Source organism: Pseudonocardia xishanensis (assembly GCF_039541715.1).
GTDB classification, from domain to species: domain Bacteria; phylum Actinomycetota; class Actinomycetes; order Mycobacteriales; family Pseudonocardiaceae; genus Pseudonocardia; species Pseudonocardia xishanensis.
Map to the genome: position 1 here is coordinate 44,711 of NZ_BAABGT010000040.1, position 18,475 is coordinate 63,185.

Below are 18,475 nucleotides of genomic sequence, written 5' to 3' on the forward strand. Positions count from 1 at the left end.
ACTACGTCGTCGGATCCGTGCGGGCGGGGCCGTCTCAGGTGATCGCCTCGGCCAGCTTGAGCTCGATGAGGCGCTCCTCGTCGATGCCGAGTTCGCGGAGCACGTCGTCGGTGTGCTCGGCGAACTCCGGTGCGCGCACGAGGGCTGGCGGGGTCTCGTCGAACTGAACCGGGTTGGCGAGCAGCTCGCGCTCGTTTCCTTCGACGTCCGTCACCGGTGCGATGTAGCCGTTCGCGCGCAGCTGTGGGTCCTGGGCGACCTCGAGGCTGTTCTGGTAGATCGCCCATGCCCCCTCCAGCGTCTCGAAACGCTTCTGCCAGTGGGCGAGCGGGTGCGCGGCGATGGCTTCGACGAGGATCGCGTTGGCCGCCGGGGCGTTGGCCATCAGCTTCGGCAGGGTGTCGAAGCGCTCGTCCTCGATGAGCTCGGGCCGGTCGATGTGTCGGCAGACGTCGGCCCAGTAGCGGCCTGCCTGCAGCATGCTGATCTGGATCCAACGGTCGTCCGCGGTCCGGAACGCCCCGTAGATGGGGTTGCGGGCCGGGCCGGGCTCCGGCAGCGAGTTGGGGGGCATCGGGTCGCCCGACAGCAGGGAGAGGTTGACACTCAGCCCGGCGGCCCAGGCTCCGGTCGCCAGGAGGGACACGTCGACGACGGAGCCCTCCCCCGTCGTCGCACGGGCGTAGAGCGCGCCGGCGATGCCGGCGGCGACGGTGATCCCGCCCATGGAGTCCCCGTACGCCCCTGCGGGCATGTAGAGCGGGCGGTCCGAACCCGGCGGGGTCACCCCGAACGAGCTCCCGCCCCGCGCCCAGAAGGCCGTGGCGTCGAAGGCGGGCTTCCCCGCGTCCGGCCCTCGCGCGCCGTACCCGCTGCCTCGCGCGTAGACGATGCTCGGGTTGACGGCTCGGATGTGCTCCACGTCGATCTCGAGACGGCTCAGCGCGTCGGGCAGAAAGTTCGTCAGGAAGACGTCACTGCGCCGCGCCAGGTCGTAGAGGATCTCCTTGGCCGCGGGGTGCGCGAGGTCGAGACCCACGGACCGCTTCCCGCGGTTGGGGTGCTGGAAGATCGGCCGGAACGAGCCGGCGGCGAGGTCGATCGAGCCGATGTTGGTCTGCCCCCGGGCGGCGTCGCCCCGGCTCGAATGTTCGATCTTGACGACTTCGGCGCCCCAGTCCGCGAGGATCGCGCCGGCTGCAGGCACGAAGGTGAACTGGGCCACCTCGAGGATCCGCACTCCGGCCATGGGCTTGTCGGTCACAGTGTCGCTCCCGGTCTCTGCGGAACCGGCGCGCACTCGGCGCACGACGGTTCGGCCCGTCGGGGTCCGGTCGGGCTCGTCGGAAGGGAAGAAACAAGCGCGGGCACGAGCCCCGCCAGGCGCTAACCTAGGAACCATATCCTCGCTTGTCAACCAACAACGAAGGTGGCCATGACCGACCGACACGGCTTCATCGGGCTGGGCGACCTCGGGCTCCCCATGGCCGAGCGACTCGCCGACGGCGGCTTCCTGCACGCCGCGTGGGCACGCTCCCCCGAGCGCTGCGCACCGCTGCGCACCGCCGGCGTCGCGGTGGCCGACTCCCCCACCGACCTCGGTCTCCGCTGCGACGTCGTGCACGTCTGCGTGACGGACGACGACGCTCTGGTCGAGGTCGTCGACCGGTTGGCGCCGGGCCTGAACCCCGGCGACCTCGTCGTCGTCCATTCGACGGTGCTCCCGGACGCGTGCGACGAGATCGCGCACCGGCTCGCCCCGCGCGGGGTGGGAGTGGTCGACGCGCCGGTCTGTGGAGGTCCGGTGCGCGCTCGCGCCGGTGAGCTGCTGATCTCCTGCGGCGGCGACGACGAGCAGATCGACCGCTGTCGCCCCGCGTTGGAGCAGTTGGGCCGCACCGTCCGCCGCGTGGGCGGCCTCGGCAGCGGCGAGCGGGTCAAGCTCGCCATGAACCTGCTGTACGCCGCGAACGTGGAGATCATCTGTCAGGCGATGGACTTCGCGGAGGAACTCGGTGTGCCACGAGAGATCATGAGCGAGTTCGTGCGCGCCCTGCCCTACGACGGCTTCGTCGGGGGCCCGCTCGCCACCGGGCACGTCGGAAGCAGCCGGGTCCGCCACGGTGCTCGGATGCTCGCCAAGGACGTCGACTACGCCTCGCGTGCGGCGGCGGACGCCGGAGCGGATGCCCGGGACCTGCTGAAGCTCGGCACCACCGCGATCAGCTCCCTCGCCGACGTGGCGGACGAGGTGGCCACCCCCGCGTGACGCCCCTCTCGGCCGGTCAGGCCGGGTCGGCCATCGAGGACCGCGTCTGCTCGGCCCCGTCGAGGGGACGCGCGAGCCGCTGCTCGACGGCCGCCGTCAGGTTCGCCAGCGCACTCACCTGGTCGAACCGCTCGGGATCGAGGCACCAGTGGTAGGCCACGCCGCGCACCCCGCCGAGGATCATCTCGGCCTCGGCCTGTGCGGAGAGCCCGGGGAGGATCGATCCGTCGCGCATGCCCAACTCGACCGACTTGGTCAGCCCCGTCTGCTGGTCCCGATGGAAGTCGAGGATGCGCTGGCGGAGCTCGGGAACGGGGCCGAGCGCCTCGAACATCAGGGCGTAGAGGAGGCGGAGAGCCGCGGGCTCGTGCTGTGCGCGGTCGTGCACCGCGCGCAGAAAGATCAAGACCCGCTCGAGCCCGGTCGCCCCCCGGTACCGGGACAGGATGTTCGTCCGACCCCAGGCGCTGGTGATGTCGTCGATCAGCCGCTCCAGCAGCTTGTCCTTCGACCCGAAACGCGCCGTGACCAGTCCGCGGCTGTAGCCGGACCGCTCGCCGACGGCAGCCAGCGTCATCCCCTTGTAACCGCCCTCGACCACCAGCTCTCCGGCCGCCTTCAGCAGCCGCTGGGTCGATGCTTCGGAGCGCTCCTTCTGAGTGCGTCTCGCCGCCACCGACTGCTCTCCCCGATCCTTGCGAGCCTGCCCGTGCACGACCCCGCGGCGCGTGCCGAGCCTTCTGGCCCAGAGATGCTACTCATCGCAGGTCGGACGGATCCGGCGACTGCACCGAGAGCGACTGGACACCTTTGCTTGGTAGTTGCGCAGCAAGTATAGTCCGGAGGCAGCGTGGCATCTCGAAGGAGAGGGATCGGAATGAAGGTTCAGGTCGACCGGCAGGCGTGCAGCGGGCACGCGCGATGCAGCGTCGCCTCCGAGGAGCTGTTCCCGCTGGACGACGACGGGTACTCGACCCTCACCGAGCCCCATGACGTTCCGAGCGCGATGGCGGGTCTGGCGCGGGAGGGCGTGAGCCTCTGCCCGGAGAACGCGCTGCGCCTGATCGAACCCTGATGCCGCGCCGGCAGGGGCGGTTCATCGCCCCCGCCAGCGCGCTGGACGCTTCTCGCGGAAGGCAGCCAGTCCCTCCTGGCGATCCTCCGCCGTGTAGGGGTTGGGCCCGACGTTGAGCCGCAGGTTGGCCGGGACGGGGAGCTCCCAGCCCTTCGTCGCCATCTCCTTGTAGCGCTGCAGCGTCAGCGGGGCCTTGGTCCGCAGCTCGGCCACCCACTCGGCGAGCCGCACGTCGAGCTCCTCGTCGGGCCAGACCCGGTTGACCAGACCGTGGCCGACCATCTCGGTCGCGGAGAGCCTGCGTCCGAAGTACAGCATCTCCAGCGCCACGGCGCGGGGTACGAGCCGTGGGAGCAGCACCGACCCGAAGGTGGCCCCCATGCCGATGGTCGACTCCGGCAGCCCGAAGACCGACCGTGTGGTGGCCACCCGCAGGTCGCAGGCCATGGCGAGCTCGAAGCCGCCGCCGAGGGCGTAGCCGTCGACCACCGCGATCGTCGGCTTGGTGATCTCGAGGACGGCCTCGTAGACGTTGCGGGACACCTCGTGCATCGGGACCTCGAAGGCGCCGCCCTCGTCGTCTCGGCGGACCTCCTTCAGGTCCGCGCCGACGCTGAACGCCCTCCCTCCCGCTCCGCGCAGGACGACGATCCAGACGTCCGGGTCGTTCGTGGCGGTGACCGCCTGAGCGATCAGGGCGCTCTTCAGCTCCCGGTTGAGGGCGTTCAGCGCGTCGGGCCGGTTCATGGTCAGCCACAGGACGTGGTCACGCCGCTCGACGTCGAGCACCGCGGGCGCGTTCATCCCGGCTCCACGACGTGGACGACCGGTTCTCCTCGCTCGGCGCGCGCCCGCTGCGGGCTCGCGACGGGACGTCGCCACGGGCGTAGGCCACCGGCGTACGCCTCAGGACCCAGCCGGTAGTGCGCTGCCTCCTCGACGGTCTCGACCAGCGGCATGTCCATCGGGTACAAGCGGTCTCCTCGTGGTCGGGGGCCCGCCAGAGCCACCTTGCCGTACAGGGGGTGCCCGAAGACCGTCTCGGCGAGCACGGCGGCCTCGACGAGGCGGTCGAGGTCGATCCCCGTCGGGATGCCCATCTCCTGCAGCATGTCGACGAGGTCCTCCGTGGCGATCATGCCCGCCGCACGGCCGTTGCCGCAGTAGGGGCAGCCGCCGACACCGCCGACGGCGGCGTCCAGGACGAGCTCGTGCTCGGCTCCGAGGGCCCGGATCGCGGCGTAGGCGGAGACGAGGGCCGCACCGCGCTGGTCGTGCAGGTGCAGATGAACGCGGCGGACGTGCGGCCAGCGGGCGATCACCTGCGTGACCAGGTGCTCGACCCCGAGCGGGGTGTTCCACCCCATCGGGTCGCCCAGCCAGACGGTGTCCACGCGGCGCCCGGCCCGCTCCCAGACATCCATCATGCGCGCGATGAGCCCGAGGACCAGCTCGGGCTCGACGTCTCCGAGATAGTTCGAGCCGAAGGCCGCGTTGACCCGGACCGTCGCCGGCTCCTCCCCCGGCCCGACTCGGTCCGCCGCGGCGGTGAGGCCTGCCAGCTCGGCGGCCTGACCGCGGTTGGTGTTGCGCTGGGCGAAGACGTCGCAGGCGTGCACCGTCAGCCGCGGAGAGGCGTCGACGGACAGTGGGGGCACGTAGCGGTCCCGGCGGGCGGCCCCCTTGTCATTGAGCACCAGGGCCCGGTAGCGCACCCCCGGGACGACCGTCATCCGCTCGATGACCTCCTCGACGTGCGCCATCTGCGGCACCCAGTCGCCGCGGACGAAGGACCCGACGACGATCTCGTCGAGCCCCGTCGCGGACAGCGCGTCGAGGAGCTCGACCTTCGCGGCCGTCTCGATCCCGACCCGCTCGATCTGCACCCCTTCCCGGAGTGCCTCCTCGACTATCCGGACGGTCGGAAGCCCTCGGGTCATGGCGTCCAGTCCCGCGCCCGCCGCTGCACCTCGCGGAAGGGTACGTCGCTGTCCACCGACCGCTCCCTCGGCAGACCCAGAACGCGCTCGGAGATCGCGTTGCGTTGCATCTGCTCGGTCCCCCCGGCCACGGCGAGCCGCTTGCTCACCAGGAAGGTGTTCGCCGCCGCAGCCGCGTCGCCGTCGCCCCGTGACCACGCGACGGATGCCGCGCCACCGATCTCCATGAGGGCGCGCGACCGGGCGGGGGCGAGCCCGGCCTCGGTCAGTTTGGCGAACGAGGCCATCCCGGCGGTCATCGTGCCCAGCCGGGTCCTGGTCGCGGCACGCGCCTTGACCTGTGCGTTCACGAAACGCTGCAGATGAACGGAGACGATGAGGTCCTGGACCGCCGTCTCCCCCGCTCGTCCCTGCCGCCGGGCCAGGTCGACGAGCTCGTCGTCGAGGCGCCCCGGGTCGTCGGGGTGTTCGTCGACCGCGGGCCGTCCCGCCCCGCGCTCGTAGACCAGGAGGGTCGAGGTGATCGCCCAGCCGCCGTCGACGGGGCCGATGCGGTCCTCATCCGGCACCGGCACTCCGTCCAGGAACTCCTCGCAGAAGTCGCGCTCCCCCGAGCTCATCCGGATCGGCCGCACGGTGAGACCGGGAGCGTCGGTCGGGACGGCGAACCAGGTCAGCCCCTTGTGTTTGGGGACGTCGGCGTCGGTCCGAGCCAGACACATGGCCCAGTCGGCCAGGTGGGCCGCCGAGCTCCACACCTTGGCCCCGGACAACGACCATTCGCCGTCCTCGGTCCGCTCGGCCCGCGTCTGCACCCCGGCCAGGTCCGAGCCGGCCGCCGGCTCCGAGAAGAACTGGCACCAGAGCTCCTCGCCGCGCAGGACCGCGGGCACGTGCCGGGCCAGGAACTCCGGGGTGGCGTGGCGGATCATCGTCGGTACGCAGGACCCGAACGTGGTCACCCCGAGGACACCGAAGTCGGGGGTGACGAACTCCTTGGCCTCGGCCGCGAAGACCTGCTCGTGCTCACGGGAGAGCCCGCCTCCACCGAAGTCCTGCGGCCAGCTCAGCCCGGCGTACCCGCCGTCCCAGAGCCGTCGCTGGATCAGGCGGTGCTCGGCGACGTGCTCCGGCGCGTAAGGGTCGCCGACGGCTCGTCCCCGCCGGTCCAGGTTGGCCGGGAGCCACGCCCGAAGCGCTGCCCGGAACTCGTCGAGATCGAGGCTCACTCGCCCGCCTCCAGCTGGTCGGTGTGGTGCGCTCGAACGCACTCGCGGTGGAAGGTGGTGGTGCCGTGCAGCGCGGCGGAGGCGGTGAGCCGCCGCATGTAGAGGTGGAGGTCGTGCTCCCAGGTGAAACCGATGCCACCGAAGACCTGCAGGCAGTCCTGGGCGAACGACACCGCGCGCTCGCCGAGGTGGAGCTTGGCGAGGCTGACGACCTCCGCGGTGTGGTCGGTGGGACTCGACGCCGACCGCGTGGCGGCCGCGGAGACACCCTCCGCGGACTCCTGCACCACCGAAAGGTCGGCCAGCAGGTGCTTGAGCGCCTGGAAGGAGCCGATGGGCCTGCCGAAGGCGACCCGCTGCGAGGCGTACTCGCAGGTCATCGTGAGCAGCTGCGTCATGGCACCCACGGTCTCGGCCACCGCCAGCGCCGTAGCGACGCTCCGCCCGTAGGTGACCGCCCCGCTCGTTCCCACGACGGCGGAGCGAGGCACCACGACGTCGGACAAGGTGACGGCGACGAGGGGCTGGGTCGGGTCCAGGGTCTCCAGACCACTCACGTCGACGCCGGGAGCGTCGAGCGGGACGACGAAGTACCGCTCGCGACCGGTCGCCTCGTCCGTCGCCACCACCAGGATGTGCTCCACCTCCGCGCAGTCCGGCAGCAGGAGCGAGCGTGCGGTGAGATGCCATTCGGATGGCCCCGGCACGGCGCGCGCCACACCGCCCCAGGTGCCGTCTCCCGAGGCGACCTGTGCGGTCAGCGACGTACCCGAGACGATCCCCGGCAACAACGCGGCCCGCTGGGCCTCCGAGCCATAGGCCTGGAGGACGGCGGCGGCGCCGTTGACCTCCACGAACGGATCCTGCTGGAGAGCGGCACCGCGCACCTCGGCCAGGATCGCGGCGTCCGCCATGGGCACCCCGGACACCGAACCTCCGCCGAAGGCCTCGCTGACGAACGTCGCATACCACCCGAGCTCGGCGCGCCGGGCGAGGTCCGCGGCGTCGAGCCGGATCCCCTTCTCGATCGCCTCCCGCACCCGCTCGGCCGGGTTCCGCTCGGCGATGAATCGCGTCGCCGTCTCGCGGACGAGCTGCTGGTCCTCGGTCAGGTCGAGCTCCATGACCGACGGTCAGCCCGCCTCGGACGGGGCGGCCACCGAGGCGACCTCGAGACCGGGCCGGTCCTTGACCGCGGGGGTCACCGGCGGCGCGTCCTTCCAGTTGGCGACACCGTCGGACTCGTGCGCTCGCGGCACCTTGTCCTCGTGCATCTCCGCCCAGTGCGAGTGGTTGATCTGGTGCAGGCTGAAGCACGCGTTCAACGCATTGTGGAAGCCCATGTTGTCCGCCGTCTGGTTCACGGCCTCCTTGATCAGCAGCGCCGTCATCGTCGGAAGGGCGGCGATCCGGGCGGCGAAGGCGTCCGTGTCGGCCCGCAGGCTGTCCGCCGGGAAGACCTTGGAGACCGAGCCGAGCCGGTACGCCTCCTCGGCGTCGATCGAGTCTCCGGTCAGCATGAGCTCCTTGGTCTTGCGCAGGCCGAACTCCCACGGGTGGGCGAAGTACTCGACCCCGCACATCCCGAGCCGGGTACCGACGACGTCGGCGAACGTCGTCTCCTCGGCCGCCACGATGAGGTCACAGCTCCACGCCAACATGAGGGCCGCCGCGTAGACCTTCCCGTGCACCTCGGCGATCGTGATCTTCCGCAGGTCCCGCCAGCGGCGGGTGTTGTTGAAGAAGTGGTGCCACTCCTGCAGCATCCGCTGCTCGGCGCCCGCACGCGTGCCGCCGTTCACCAGCGTCGACGGATGCTGGTTCGGGCCCGGCGTGCGCTCCACGAGGCGCACCTTCGAGCCCATGTCGTGCCCCGCGGAGAACATCGGCCCCTCCCCACCCAGGATGACGACGCGAACCGAGTCGTCCGCCTCCGCCGCCATCAGCGCATGGTCGAGCTCCACGAGCATCCCGCGGTTCTGGGCGTTCCTCGCCTCCGGGCGGTTGAGCATGATCCGGGCGACGCGGCCGTCCTGGCTCCTGCTGGTGGTGACGTAGGTGTACTCGCTCACGGGGGTCTCCTTGTCGTCTGGGTCAGTCATCAGATGAGTCCGTCGGCCGCCATCGCGTCGAGCCTCTCCCGCTCGTAGCCGAGGACGGTCCCGTACACCCGGTCGTTGTCCTGGCCGAGGAGCGGTGCATCGCCGTCGATCTCCGCGGTGTCGCGGGAGAACACGATGGGCAGGCCGCTCGCGACCACGTCGCCGACGGGCCCGTACACGGGATGGCTGAGCGCGACGGTCTCCCCGCGCGCGCGAACCCGTGCGTCGGTGACGGCCTCCACCGGAGTACGCACCGGGGCGGCGGGCACGTCGGCGGCGCTCAGCAGTCTGACGACCTCCTCCACCGTGCGAACCCGGGTCCACTCTGCGACGATCGCGTGGATGGCGTCGGCGTTGGCCGCACGGTGCGCACGACGGGCGAATCGGTCGTCCTCCAGTAGCTCCGGCCGCCCGATCGCCGCGGGCAGCCGGGCGAAGAACCGATCGTTCGCGGCACAGACCGCGACCTCGCCGTCCTTCGCCGGGAAGAGCCCGAACGGCGCGAGGCGGTTCAGGAAGCTCCCCGTCCGCGCGGACATGCCGACGGCGTCGTAGGCCTGCCACGGCTCGATGGCGACCATCGAGGTCAACGCCCCCAGCATGGACACGTCGACGTGCTGGCCCTCTCCCGACTCCTGTGCCGCGAACAGGGCCGAGACCGTGCCGATCACGGCGAAGAGCGGGGCGATCGCGTCGCCGAACGGGAGACCCGCTCGAACGGGTGGCTCGCCCGAGGACCCGGTCGTCATCGTGAGTCCGCTGAGGGCCTGGGTGATCAGGTCGTAGGCCTTCGTGTCACCCACCTCGGTCGCACCCGAGCCGCTGATGGACGTGTAGACCAGCCGCGGGTTGACCGAGTGGGCCCACGAGTAACCGACGCCCAGCCGGTCCGCGGTTCCCGCGCTGAAGTTCTCGACCAGGACATCGGCCCCCCGGATCAGGTCCGCGAGGACCTCCCGAGCGCCGGCGTGCTTCAGGTTGAGGGTGACACCGAGCTTTCCCCGACCCCGTTCGAGGAACGGTACCGACATGTCGTCCGGCTCGACCGGAACCCGGGACAGGCCCCCCCGACCCGCATACGGGACGTTGCCCCGGGCCACGTCCCCGGCCCCGGGCTCCTCGATCTTGATCACGGTCGCGCCGAGGCCTGCCAGCAACAGCGTGGCGTACGGCCCGGACAACGCCCGCGTCAGGTCGATCACGGTCACTCCGGCGAGAGGGCCCACGTCAGCTCCGTCCTCGAACAGGTCGTCCGTGGAAGGCTAGTATGTTGTCGGTCAACCAGCAACTTGAATCCGATTCCACGTGGGTGAAGATAGTTGTCGGTTGACCGTCAAATCCAGCTCTGGCACCGTCCCTCGCGACGGCGCCGACCGACGACGGAGGACGAGAAGACACATGACTGATCCTTGGCGATTCACGGGGCGGACCGCGGTCGTGACCGGGTGCTCGTCCGGCATGGGGCGCGCCGTCGCCGAGGAGCTGACGACGCTCGGCGCCAGCGTGGTCGGCGTCGATCGCAACGAGCCGCCGTCGGGCGGGCACGAGTTCGTCCGGGTCGACCTCCAGGACCCGGCGAGCATCGACGACGGCGTGGCGGCGCTCCCCGCCGAGATCGACGTCCTCGTGAACTGTGCGGGAGTGTCGGGCGCCCTGCCTCCGCTGCAGGTCATGGCCGTCAACTTCCTCGGTATGCGGCACCTGACCGAGGCCCTGATCCCCCGTCTGCGGGTGGGCGGGGCCATCGGCACCATCTCCTCCACCGGAGCTGTCGACTGGGAGGACCGCCTGGCCCAGCTCGAGTCGCTGGTCGACACCGCAGACGTCACCGACGGTCTCACGTGGTGCGCCGAACACTCCGAGGCCGTCGAGAAGAACGCGTACGGGATCTCGAAGGGCGCGGTGATCGTCTACACGATGCGCCGGGCTGCCCAGCTCGCGGAGCGCGGCGTGCGCGTCAACGCCATCGGCCCCGGGGTGACGGACACACCGTTCCTCGACGACACGAGGCGGCGCCTCGGCGACGCCGCTCTCGACGCGATCCCGAAGCCGCTGGGCCGGCTGGCCCAGCCGCAGGAACAGGCCCGCGCGCTGGTGTTCCTCTGCAGCGACGCCGCGAGCTACGTGACCGGCCAGAACCTGTGGGTGGACGGCGGCTTCATGGGAGCGGCCATGACGGGACAGATCGACGGCTCGATCCTGGGCTACCACCGGAGGACCTGACCCGCCGGGTCCACCCGCCCGACCCCGGCGGGTGGACTCAGATCCACGTGCCACGAGTGATCTCGAGTCCGTGCCTGACGAGATCGGGGACGAGCCGCTCGAAGCGGGCGTGGCGAGGGTTGCCGCTCCGCCCCGAGGCGTACCGGAACCACGCCCCCTCGACGATGCAGGCCAGCTTGAAGGTGGCGAGGGCGGCGTAGAAGGCGATCTCGCCGACCTCGCGACCCGTCCGCGCCGCGTACCGCTCCACGAGCGCCTTGCGTGGACCCATCCCCGTCAGCTGGGTGACCCCACCCGCGATCACGGGCTCCTGCCCGGGCTCGCTCCACTGGGCCACCAACCAGCCGAGGTCGACGAGCGGATCCCCGACCGTGGCGGTCTCCCAGTCCACGATGGCCACGAGCCGGGCGGGCGCGCCGGGGCGGAACAGCACGTTGAACAGGCTGTAGTCACCGTGGAGCAGCGCGGGGCTCTGCTCGGGGACGCGCCGGGAAGCGAGCCAGTCCGCCAGATCCTCCACACCCGGCAGGTCCCTCGTCCGGTACTTGGCGAGCTGCCCCATCCAGCGCGGGACCTGTCGCTCGAGGAACCCGTCGGGGCGCCCGAACCCGTCGAGCCCGCGCGCCCGCCAGTCGACCTCGCTCAACGCCGCCACCCCGTCGACCAGCTCTCGGCCGATGCCGGCACGCACCTCCGCATCGTTCGCCCAGTCGGGAAGGGGGTCTCGCAGCGCCACGCCGTCGACGTGCGCCATGACGTAGAACGGGCGGCCGAGCACCTCCGGGTCAGCGCAGAGCGCGACCGGCCCGGGGTGCGGGACCGCGGTGCCCTCCAACGCGGCCAGGAGCCGGAACTCCCTGGTGACGTCGTGTGCCGTCGGCGCGTTCTTGATCTCCGGCGGCATGCGGAGGGCCCATCGCCCCTGCCCGGCGTCATGGACCACCCACATCTCGTTCGAGGTCCCGCCCACCTGGAGTGGCTCGAGCCCGTAGGGCCCGTCCCCGTCGAGTGTCGTCTCGAGCCACGCCTGCAGTGCGGGCTCCGGAGTCTGCAGTTCCGGCGTTGCGTTCACGACGCCCCTTCCATGACGACTTCTACTTGCTGGCTGACTGTCAACTTTCTAGGCTCGACCTCGACCCCCGTCCGTCCAGCCGCGAGGACCTCATGCAGCGCGATCTCTTCGACACCGACCACGAGCAGTACCGGACGACCGTCCGCGAGTTCCTTGCGCGAGCTGTCGCCCCGCATCACACCGAGTGGGAGGAGGCGGGGATCGTGGACCGGCAGGTCTACGTCGAGGCCGCCCGGCAGGGGCTGTTGGGGTTCTCCGTTCCCGAGGAGTACGGCGGCCTCGGAGTCGACGACTTCCGCTTCAACGTCGTCGTCACCGAGGAGACCTGCCGGATCAACGCCACCGGCGTGGCGTTCCGCCTCCAGAACGACATCCTCGCCCCCTACCTCCTGCATCTCACGACCGCTGAACAGCGCCGCCGGTGGCTCCCCCGGTTCGCCCGCGGCGAGCTCATCGCCGCGGTGGCGATGACGGAGCCGGACGCCGGATCGGACCTGCAGGGCATCCGCTCCCGCGCGGTTCGCGACGGCTCCGACTGGGTCCTCTCCGGCTCCAAGACCTTCATCTCGAGTGGCATCAACGCCGACCTCGTCATCGTCGCCTGCCGGACGGACCCCGAGGTCCCCGCGCACCAGGGCATGTCCCTGCTGGTCGTGGAACGCGACATGCCGGGGTTCACGCGCGGGCGGCGGCTGAGGAAGGCGGGCATGCATGCCCAGGACACCGCCGAGCTGCACTTCGACGAGGTGCGAATCCCTCAGGAGAACGTGCTCGGTGAGGCAGGGACCGGCTTCGCCTCCCTGATGTCCAACCTCCCGATGGAGCGGCTGTCCATCGCCGTCGGTGCCGTGGCGACCAGCCGCGCCGCCCTCGAGATGACCCTCACCCACGTCCGCGACCGGCGCGCCTTCGGCCGGTCGATCGGGTCCTTCCAGAACAGCCGGTTCGTCCTCGCCGAGCTGGACACGGAGGTCGACCTCGCCCAGCAGTACGTCGACCGCGCCGTCCACCTCCTCCGCGAGGGTGCCCTGACCGCCGTAGACGCCGCGAAGGCGAAGTGGTGGTGCACCGAGCTGCAGCAGAAGGTCGCCCGCGCCTGTGTGCAGCTGCACGGCGGCTACGGCTTCATGCGCGAGTACCCCATCTCGCAGATCCACGCCGACGCGACCGTCCAGACCATCTTCGGCGGCTCCACCGAGATCATGAAGGAGATCATCGGCCGGTCCCTCGGCCTCTCCGACCGAAAACCGTGAGCCCCTGGTGGGTCGTTGAGAGCGCGCCGGCCCCGGACCGACGAGGGTCCGGGCCGGCGACGGGTCAGGACCAGAAGTTGTAGAGCTCGCGGGCGTTGAGCTCGGCGATGCGTCTGGCCTCGTCGTCCGGGACGTCGGCGAGCATCTTGGCCAGCACCTTCCGGCTGTCCGGCCAGTTCGTGTCGTTGTGGGGATAGTCCGTCTCGAACATGAGCTTCTTGATGCCGATGTCGTGTCGCAGCGTGATGCCGACGTCGTCGCTGATGAAGCAGGTCCAGAAGTGGCGGTCGTAGAGCTCGCGGGGCGAGACCGAGCGGTCGACCTCCATGCGCGTCCGTTCCCAGGTGTACTGCATGCGCTCGACGATGTAGGGCACCCACCCCGCGCCACCTTCGGACAGGGCGATCTTGATGTTCGGGAAGCGCTGCAGGATGCCGGAGAAGACGAGGTCCGCCATCGTCTCCATCGAGTTCAGGCCACAGAGGGAGATCTCGACGTTCTCGGACGACTCGGGCGCCGGGTGCGGCAGGCCCCCCGAGGTCCCGATGTGCATGGAGAGCGGCATCCCCGTCTCGATGGCGGCATCGAACACCGGATCCCAGTTGCGGGTCCAGTACGACGGCAGGCCGAGGGGTGCGGGGTTCTCCGGGAAGGAGATCGACAGGGCGCCCTTGTCCCGGCAGCGCCGGATCTCGGCTGCCGAGGCCTGCGGGTCCCAGAGCGGGAGCAGGATCGAGGCGATGAAGCGGTCGGGGGCCGTGGCGCACCAGTCGTCGATGAGCCAGTCGTTGTAGGCCTTGACGATGAGGTGCGCGAGTTCCTTGTCCTGTGCCTGAAGGAACAGCGTCCCGGCGAAGCGGGGGAACGTCGGGAAGTTGACCTGGGCGTGGATCCCGTCCTCGTCCATCGCCGCGACCCGCGCCTTCGCGTCGTAGACGCCGGGGACGACGCCGTCGTAGCGATGGGTGCGCAGCTCGTCCGCGCCGCCGCCGTTCGTGAAGACGCGCGTCTTCGGCGACCCCATGAGCACGAGCGGGTAGCGCCGACCCTCCCAGACCCAGACCTGGTCGTGGGTGTCCGGGTCCTCGATGATGTGCGGGGCGTCCTCCCGGTACCTCTCCGGGAGCCGTCCCTGCCAGACGTGCGGCGGCTCGACGATGTGGTCGTCGACCGAGATGACCTTGACGTCGTCGGTCAGGGGCATGGAGTGGACCTCTCTCGGGTTTCGGGTGTCGGTGATGCCACGTCAGCGGGCGCGGGAGGCCATGCGCCGTGCGGCGGAGCGCGCCGCCAGAGCCACGGCGACGATGAGGACGATTCCTTCGAAGAGGTCACGGATCCAGGGCTCGCCCGGCCACTGCAGCTCGAGCCCCTTGACGCCGATGGCCAGCAGGTAGATGGCGATCAGGGTCCCCCAGACGTTGAACCGGCCGGGACGGACCTGGGTCGCACCGAGGAACGCCGCCGCGAAGGCCGGGAGCAGGTAGGGGGCCCCCGAGTCGTACGAGGCCGTGCCGAGCTGGGCCGTGAACACGATGCCTGCGAACGCGGCGACCGCGGCGGACGTCATGAGGCCGAACCACTGTAGGCGCACCACCTTCAGCCCCGACAGCCGCGCGGCCGACATGTTCGACCCGACCGAGTAGAGGTAGCGCCCGGCCGGGGTGTAGCTCAACAGGTACCAGAGGACCAGCGCGATGACCGCGAAGTAGTAGACCGGCGCCGGGATGGTGAGCCACTTGCTCGACCCCAGCTCGCGAAACGCCGGGTCGAGGCCACCGACGATCGACTGTCCGTCGGAGAGCCAGTAGGTCGCCGCGGCGAGCACCGAGGACATACCCAGCGTCCCGATCACGGAGTCGACCTTGAGCACGGTCACGACGACGGCGTTGAGAACGCCGATGAGGACCCCGAACGCGAGGGTCAGCACGATGCTCAAGACCCAGTCGACCCCGACGACCGCCTGCAACCAGCCCAGGAAGATGGTCGACCAGCTCATGTTCGCCGCCACCGAGAGGTCGAACACGCCGCTGATCAGCGACACCATCAGTCCCAGCGTCAGGATCCCGGTGATCGCCTCGCTCGAGAGGATCACCCGCGCGTTGTCGGCGTTGAAGAAGGTCTCCGGCAGCCACAGCGAGTAGACGACGACGAGGAGGCCGATGAGGTAGAGGCCGCTGAAGCGCGACATGTTGAGATCGATGCGCGGCCGGCGACGCGAGCGGTCGGAGGGCGGCTCCCCCGGGGCCGGCTCCGTGGGCCCTCCCTCCTCGACGGGGGCCGTCGTCCGTGCCTGGTTCATCCGATGGTCTCCTTCGCCCTGTCCCGCGCAGTGGGGATGCCGAGGCTCGGTTTGATGATCGCTTCCTCCCGGATCTCGGCGCCGGCGAGGTCGGCCACGACCCGCCCCTGTGACAGCACGAGCACCCGCGAACAGAGTCGGACCAGCTCGGCCTCGTCGCTCGAGCAGACGAGCACCGCCGCGCCGCTCTGCGCCGCCTCCTCGATCAGGACGTGGACCTCCTCCTTGGCCGCGATGTCGACGCCCTGGGTCGGCTCCTCGAGCAGGAGGACGCGTGGCTTGAGCCGCAGCCATTTGCCTATGACGACCTTCTGCTGGTTCCCGCCCGAGAGTGCGTTGACCGAGGTGTCCCGTCCGCCCTTGATCCGGAGCCGGTCGATCCAGGCCTCGACGTCCGACCGCTCCCGCGACGTCCGCAGCACCAACCCGGAGAAGAAGTCCTTGAGCCGGGCCAGGGTCAGGTTCTCGAGCACGCTGAACTCCATCACCAGCCCGTCGGCGTGTCGGTCCCGAGGGACGAGGCCGACGCCGAGCCCAACCGCCTCGTGCGGACGGTCGGGCGCGAGCTCGACACCCGCCACCCGCACGGTCCCCCGCCGTGTCCGGGAGCCGAAGACGCCACCGGCGACCTCATCGCGGCCGGAGCCGTCGATGCCGGCGACGCCCACCACCTCGCCCGGACGGACCTCGAGGTCGAGGGCGTCCAGGACGTCACACGCGAGGCCTCGGATCTCGAGGACGGGGTCGCCGTCGACCGGCTTCCGCTCCCGCGCCGCCTCGGCCACCCAGATGCCCCCGGTCATGAGCTCGACGACGTGGTCCGGCGTCGTCTCGGCGATGTCGAGGGTCGCCGCCTCTCGCCCGTCGCGCAGCACGGTCACCCGGTGGGCCAGGTCGAAGACCTCCTGCAGATGGTGCGACACGTAGAGCACGGACGAGCCCAGCTCGGTGACGCGGCGAACCAGGTCGTGCACCCGGTCGACGTCACGCGCCGGCATCGTGGCCGTCGGCTCGTCGAGCACCAGGAGACCGGCCCGCTCGTCCCAGCCCTGCATCGCCCGGGCGATCGCCAGGGTGGTCCGTTCCACCGCGCTGAGCCGCTCCACGGGCACCGTCACGTCGAACTCGTGCCCGAGGGACGTCAGGAGCGAGCGCGCTGACTCCTCCTGAGCGCGCCAGCTGATGTGCGCGGGTCCCCGCGTCCGGTAGCCGACACCCAGGGCGAGGTTGTCCATCGCGTTCTCGGTCATGACGAGGCCGAGGTCCTGGTGCACGAACCGGAGTCCGGCCGCGTAGGCGGCCGCGGGGTCCCCCAGGCGCAGCGGCGCGCCGTGCATGGTCGCCTCCGCCCCCGGGTCCGGCGCGTGGAATCCGGCGAGGACCTTGATGAAGGTCGACTTGCCGGACCCGTTCTGCCCGACGAGCGCGTGCACCCGTCCCGGGTGGAGGTCGATCGAGAAGTCCTGCAGCGCCCGGGTACCGGGGAAGGTCTTGCTCAGGCCCGCCACGTGCAGGACCCCCGATGTCTGACCGTCATTCATCGATGAACACTGGCCCTTCCGCTGAGCAGGCCGCCGCAGCTCATCGGCCGCCCCGCATCGAGATGACCGTCACCGTAACTACTTGTTGGTCAACCGTCAATCAGGTTCCCGAGCCCCGCCGAGACGATTGTCAGCCGACCAACAACCCGCTATGTTCTGCCCCGCCGAGCCGGATCCGATCCCGGGGCCCGCGGTCGGAGGGCACCGCCCCGCGGCACGCGGGTGGGCGAGCTCGAATCGGAACCAACGACCCGCTTCCGAAAGAGGACACATGGACACCGGAGACCGGAAGAGCCCACGCAGCCTCCTGGCCGTGGCCGTCGCACTTGCGACCTTGACCGTGGCGGCGTGCGGGGGTGGAGGCGGCGGGAGCGCGGCGACGACCGCGGCGACGAGCCCGGGGACCGTCCCCGCCGAGGTCTCCTCGACGGTGGGCACCTTCGCGAGCGAGCCGAAGATCGACCTCGAGCCGCTGGCGTCCCGGCCCCAGGCCGGCGCACGCGTCATCTACCTCGCCAACTCCGCCGTCCCCACCGATGTGCAGAACGTCAAGGGTGTGGAGTCGGCCGCGCAGGTGCTGGGCTGGCAGACCTCGTCGATGGCGTACGACGGAACGCCGGCGGGCTTCGCGAACGCAATGGGGCAGGCAACCTCCGAGAAACCGGACGCGATCGCGTTCGCGGGCCAGGAGCCCGACGTCGCGCCCGACGCCGTGAAGGCCGCCAAGGAGGCCGGGATCAAGGTCGTCGCGTTCGCGATTGCGACAGCACCGACCGGCCTGACCGGGGACGGCACGTCCGGCGTCGCGCTCGGGATCGAGGCCACCAAGCAGCAAGGCCGGATCGCCGCCGACTGGGCGATCGAGGACTCCGGCGGGAACGCGCACGTCGCCGTGGTCAGCACGCCCGCCTTCCCGTCCCAGAGCGCGAAGGCGAACGCCTACGTCGATGAGATGAAGGCGCAGTGTGGCGGCTGCTCGACCACCCTGGTCAACGTCAACCCGCAGGACATCGGCAAGAAGGTCCCGGCGGCGGTCGTGTCCACTCTCCAGTCGGACCCGAAGCTGAACTACATCTTCTTCTCGTTCGGGAACCTGAGTCTCGGTGTCTACCCGGCCCTGTCGGCAGCCGGGCTCACCGAGAAGGTCAAGCCCACCACCGCGGTCGCGACCCCGGAGACCTTCCAGGACCTCCGCGACGGTCGCATGGCCATGGTCCTGAACCTGTCCGTCGAGGTGGACGGTTACCTGATCCTCGACGCGGTCGCGCGTTCGCTGGCCACCGACGCCGCCGTCGTCACCAACCCGTCGCCCTTCCAGCTGTTCACCAAGGACACGGTGCCCGCGAACGGGACCCCGCTGTCCCCCAGCGACTACGTCGACCAGTTCCGGACGATCTGGCGCATCACTCCGTGACGGCGCGGCCGGAGCATCGCATCCGGTGCTCCTGGGCCGGCGCCCGTCCGAGACG

17 protein-coding genes are annotated in these 18,475 nt (G+C 70.6%); 5 read left to right on the forward strand and 12 right to left on the reverse strand.

Translation table 11 applies throughout. The features are described from left to right. Positions 1-34: 34 nt before the first annotated feature. Positions 35-1,264: a CaiB/BaiF CoA transferase family protein gene (locus ABD993_RS17405; protein ID WP_345419055.1), complete on the reverse strand. Its 1,230-nt coding sequence runs from the start codon at positions 1,262-1,264 to the stop codon at positions 35-37. A 171-nt stretch (positions 1,265-1,435) separates the two neighbouring features. Between ABD993_RS17405 and ABD993_RS17410 the strand changes: the two genes are divergently transcribed. Then, positions 1,436-2,269: an NAD(P)-dependent oxidoreductase gene (locus ABD993_RS17410; protein WP_345419058.1), complete on the forward strand. Its 834-nt coding sequence runs from the start codon at positions 1,436-1,438 to the stop codon at positions 2,267-2,269. Between the two features lie 16 nt (positions 2,270-2,285). On the opposite strand, the gene ABD993_RS17415 is transcribed toward ABD993_RS17410, so the two are convergent. Next, on the reverse strand, positions 2,286-2,945 hold the full coding sequence (locus tag ABD993_RS17415; RefSeq protein WP_345419061.1) for a TetR/AcrR family transcriptional regulator: 660 nt from the start codon (positions 2,943-2,945) through the stop codon (positions 2,286-2,288). 201 nt (positions 2,946-3,146) lie between these two features. On the opposite strand from ABD993_RS17415, the gene ABD993_RS17420 reads away from it, so the two are divergent. Then, a complete protein-coding gene (locus tag ABD993_RS17420; RefSeq protein WP_345419064.1) occupies positions 3,147-3,344 on the forward strand; it encodes a ferredoxin in 198 nt (65 codons plus the stop codon). A 21-nt stretch (positions 3,345-3,365) separates the two neighbouring features. Here ABD993_RS17420 and ABD993_RS17425 read toward each other — a convergent pair whose 3' ends face one another. From ABD993_RS17425 to ABD993_RS17450, 6 genes are read right to left on the reverse strand one after another with little or no spacing between them, the layout of a single operon-like run. Then, positions 3,366-4,148 carry an enoyl-CoA hydratase/isomerase family protein gene (locus ABD993_RS17425; RefSeq protein WP_345419067.1) on the reverse strand — a complete coding sequence of 261 codons (783 nt, stop codon included), beginning with the start codon at positions 4,146-4,148 and terminating at the stop codon, positions 3,366-3,368. After that, positions 4,145-5,284 carry a beta/alpha barrel domain-containing protein gene (locus ABD993_RS17430; protein WP_345419070.1) on the reverse strand — a complete coding sequence of 380 codons (1,140 nt, stop codon included), beginning with the start codon at positions 5,282-5,284 and terminating at the stop codon, positions 4,145-4,147. Before ABD993_RS17430 ends, ABD993_RS17425 begins: the two co-directional genes overlap by 4 nt. Further along, positions 5,281-6,513: an acyl-CoA dehydrogenase family protein gene (locus tag ABD993_RS17435; protein ID WP_345419073.1), complete on the reverse strand. Its 1,233-nt coding sequence runs from the start codon at positions 6,511-6,513 to the stop codon at positions 5,281-5,283. Before ABD993_RS17435 ends, ABD993_RS17430 begins: the two co-directional genes overlap by 4 nt. Beyond that, entirely contained in the window at positions 6,510-7,637 is a 1,128-nt protein-coding gene (locus ABD993_RS17440; protein WP_345419076.1) for an acyl-CoA dehydrogenase family protein, read from the reverse strand. Before ABD993_RS17440 ends, ABD993_RS17435 begins: the two co-directional genes overlap by 4 nt. A 9-nt stretch (positions 7,638-7,646) precedes the next feature. Further along, a complete protein-coding gene (locus tag ABD993_RS17445; protein ID WP_345419079.1) occupies positions 7,647-8,585 on the reverse strand; it encodes an enoyl-CoA hydratase in 939 nt (312 codons plus the stop codon). A gap of 29 nt (positions 8,586-8,614) precedes the next feature. Beyond that, positions 8,615-9,841 (reverse strand): CaiB/BaiF CoA transferase family protein, encoded by a 1,227-nt coding sequence (locus ABD993_RS17450; protein WP_345419082.1) that lies wholly within the window; start codon positions 9,839-9,841, stop codon positions 8,615-8,617. 172 nt (positions 9,842-10,013) lie between these two features. Between ABD993_RS17450 and ABD993_RS17455 the strand changes: the two genes are divergently transcribed. Further along, positions 10,014-10,838 carry a coniferyl-alcohol dehydrogenase gene (locus ABD993_RS17455; protein WP_345419085.1) on the forward strand — a complete coding sequence of 275 codons (825 nt, stop codon included), beginning with the start codon at positions 10,014-10,016 and terminating at the stop codon, positions 10,836-10,838. A gap of 37 nt (positions 10,839-10,875) precedes the next feature. On the opposite strand, the gene ABD993_RS17460 is transcribed toward ABD993_RS17455, so the two are convergent. Continuing rightward, a complete protein-coding gene (locus tag ABD993_RS17460; protein ID WP_345419088.1) occupies positions 10,876-11,910 on the reverse strand; it encodes a phosphotransferase family protein in 1,035 nt (344 codons plus the stop codon). Between the two features lie 92 nt (positions 11,911-12,002). Between ABD993_RS17460 and ABD993_RS17465 the strand changes: the two genes are divergently transcribed. Beyond that, positions 12,003-13,163, forward strand: coding sequence for an acyl-CoA dehydrogenase family protein (locus ABD993_RS17465; RefSeq protein ID WP_345419091.1), 1,161 nt, complete (start codon positions 12,003-12,005; stop codon positions 13,161-13,163). Positions 13,164-13,227: 64 nt separating this feature from the next. On the opposite strand, the gene ABD993_RS17470 is transcribed toward ABD993_RS17465, so the two are convergent. The 3 genes from ABD993_RS17470 to ABD993_RS17480 all read right to left on the reverse strand — a co-directional run bounded on the left by ABD993_RS17470 (position 13,228) and on the right by ABD993_RS17480 (position 17,006). Then, entirely contained in the window at positions 13,228-14,367 is a 1,140-nt protein-coding gene (locus ABD993_RS17470) for an amidohydrolase family protein (RefSeq protein ID WP_345419094.1), read from the reverse strand. A gap of 42 nt (positions 14,368-14,409) precedes the next feature. Then, the gene (locus ABD993_RS17475) at positions 14,410-15,354 is read right to left on the reverse strand and encodes an ABC transporter permease (RefSeq protein WP_345419097.1); all 945 of its coding nucleotides are present in this window, start codon (positions 15,352-15,354) and stop codon (positions 14,410-14,412) included. 107 nt (positions 15,355-15,461) lie between these two features. Continuing rightward, positions 15,462-17,006, reverse strand: coding sequence for a sugar ABC transporter ATP-binding protein (locus ABD993_RS17480; protein WP_345419100.1), 1,545 nt, complete (start codon positions 17,004-17,006; stop codon positions 15,462-15,464). Between the two features lie 313 nt (positions 17,007-17,319). Here ABD993_RS17480 and ABD993_RS17485 point away from each other — a divergent pair, with 313 nt between their 5' ends. Next, positions 17,320-18,420 carry a sugar ABC transporter substrate-binding protein gene (locus ABD993_RS17485; RefSeq protein ID WP_345419103.1) on the forward strand — a complete coding sequence of 367 codons (1,101 nt, stop codon included), beginning with the start codon at positions 17,320-17,322 and terminating at the stop codon, positions 18,418-18,420. Positions 18,421-18,475 lie beyond the last annotated feature (55 nt).

Coding starts and splice junctions, on each gene's coding strand:
- ABD993_RS17440 (WP_345419076.1), bottom strand. CDS start 7,637: ATGGAGCTCGACCTGACCGAGGACCAGCAGCTCGTCCGCGAGACGGCG.
- ABD993_RS17480 (WP_345419100.1), bottom strand. CDS start 17,006: ATGAATGACGGTCAGACATCGGGGGTCCTGCACGTGGCGGGCCTGAGC.
- ABD993_RS17455 (WP_345419085.1), top strand. CDS start 10,014: ATGACTGATCCTTGGCGATTCACGGGGCGGACCGCGGTCGTGACCGGG.
- ABD993_RS17410 (WP_345419058.1), top strand. CDS start 1,436: ATGACCGACCGACACGGCTTCATCGGGCTGGGCGACCTCGGGCTCCCC.
- ABD993_RS17430 (WP_345419070.1), bottom strand. CDS start 5,284: ATGACCCGAGGGCTTCCGACCGTCCGGATAGTCGAGGAGGCACTCCGG.
- ABD993_RS17470 (WP_345419094.1), bottom strand. CDS start 14,367: ATGCCCCTGACCGACGACGTCAAGGTCATCTCGGTCGACGACCACATC.
- ABD993_RS17475 (WP_345419097.1), bottom strand. CDS start 15,354: ATGTCGCGCTTCAGCGGCCTCTACCTCATCGGCCTCCTCGTCGTCGTC.
- ABD993_RS17465 (WP_345419091.1), top strand. CDS start 12,003: ATGCAGCGCGATCTCTTCGACACCGACCACGAGCAGTACCGGACGACC.
- ABD993_RS17425 (WP_345419067.1), bottom strand. CDS start 4,148: ATGAACGCGCCCGCGGTGCTCGACGTCGAGCGGCGTGACCACGTCCTG.
- ABD993_RS17420 (WP_345419064.1), top strand. CDS start 3,147: ATGAAGGTTCAGGTCGACCGGCAGGCGTGCAGCGGGCACGCGCGATGC.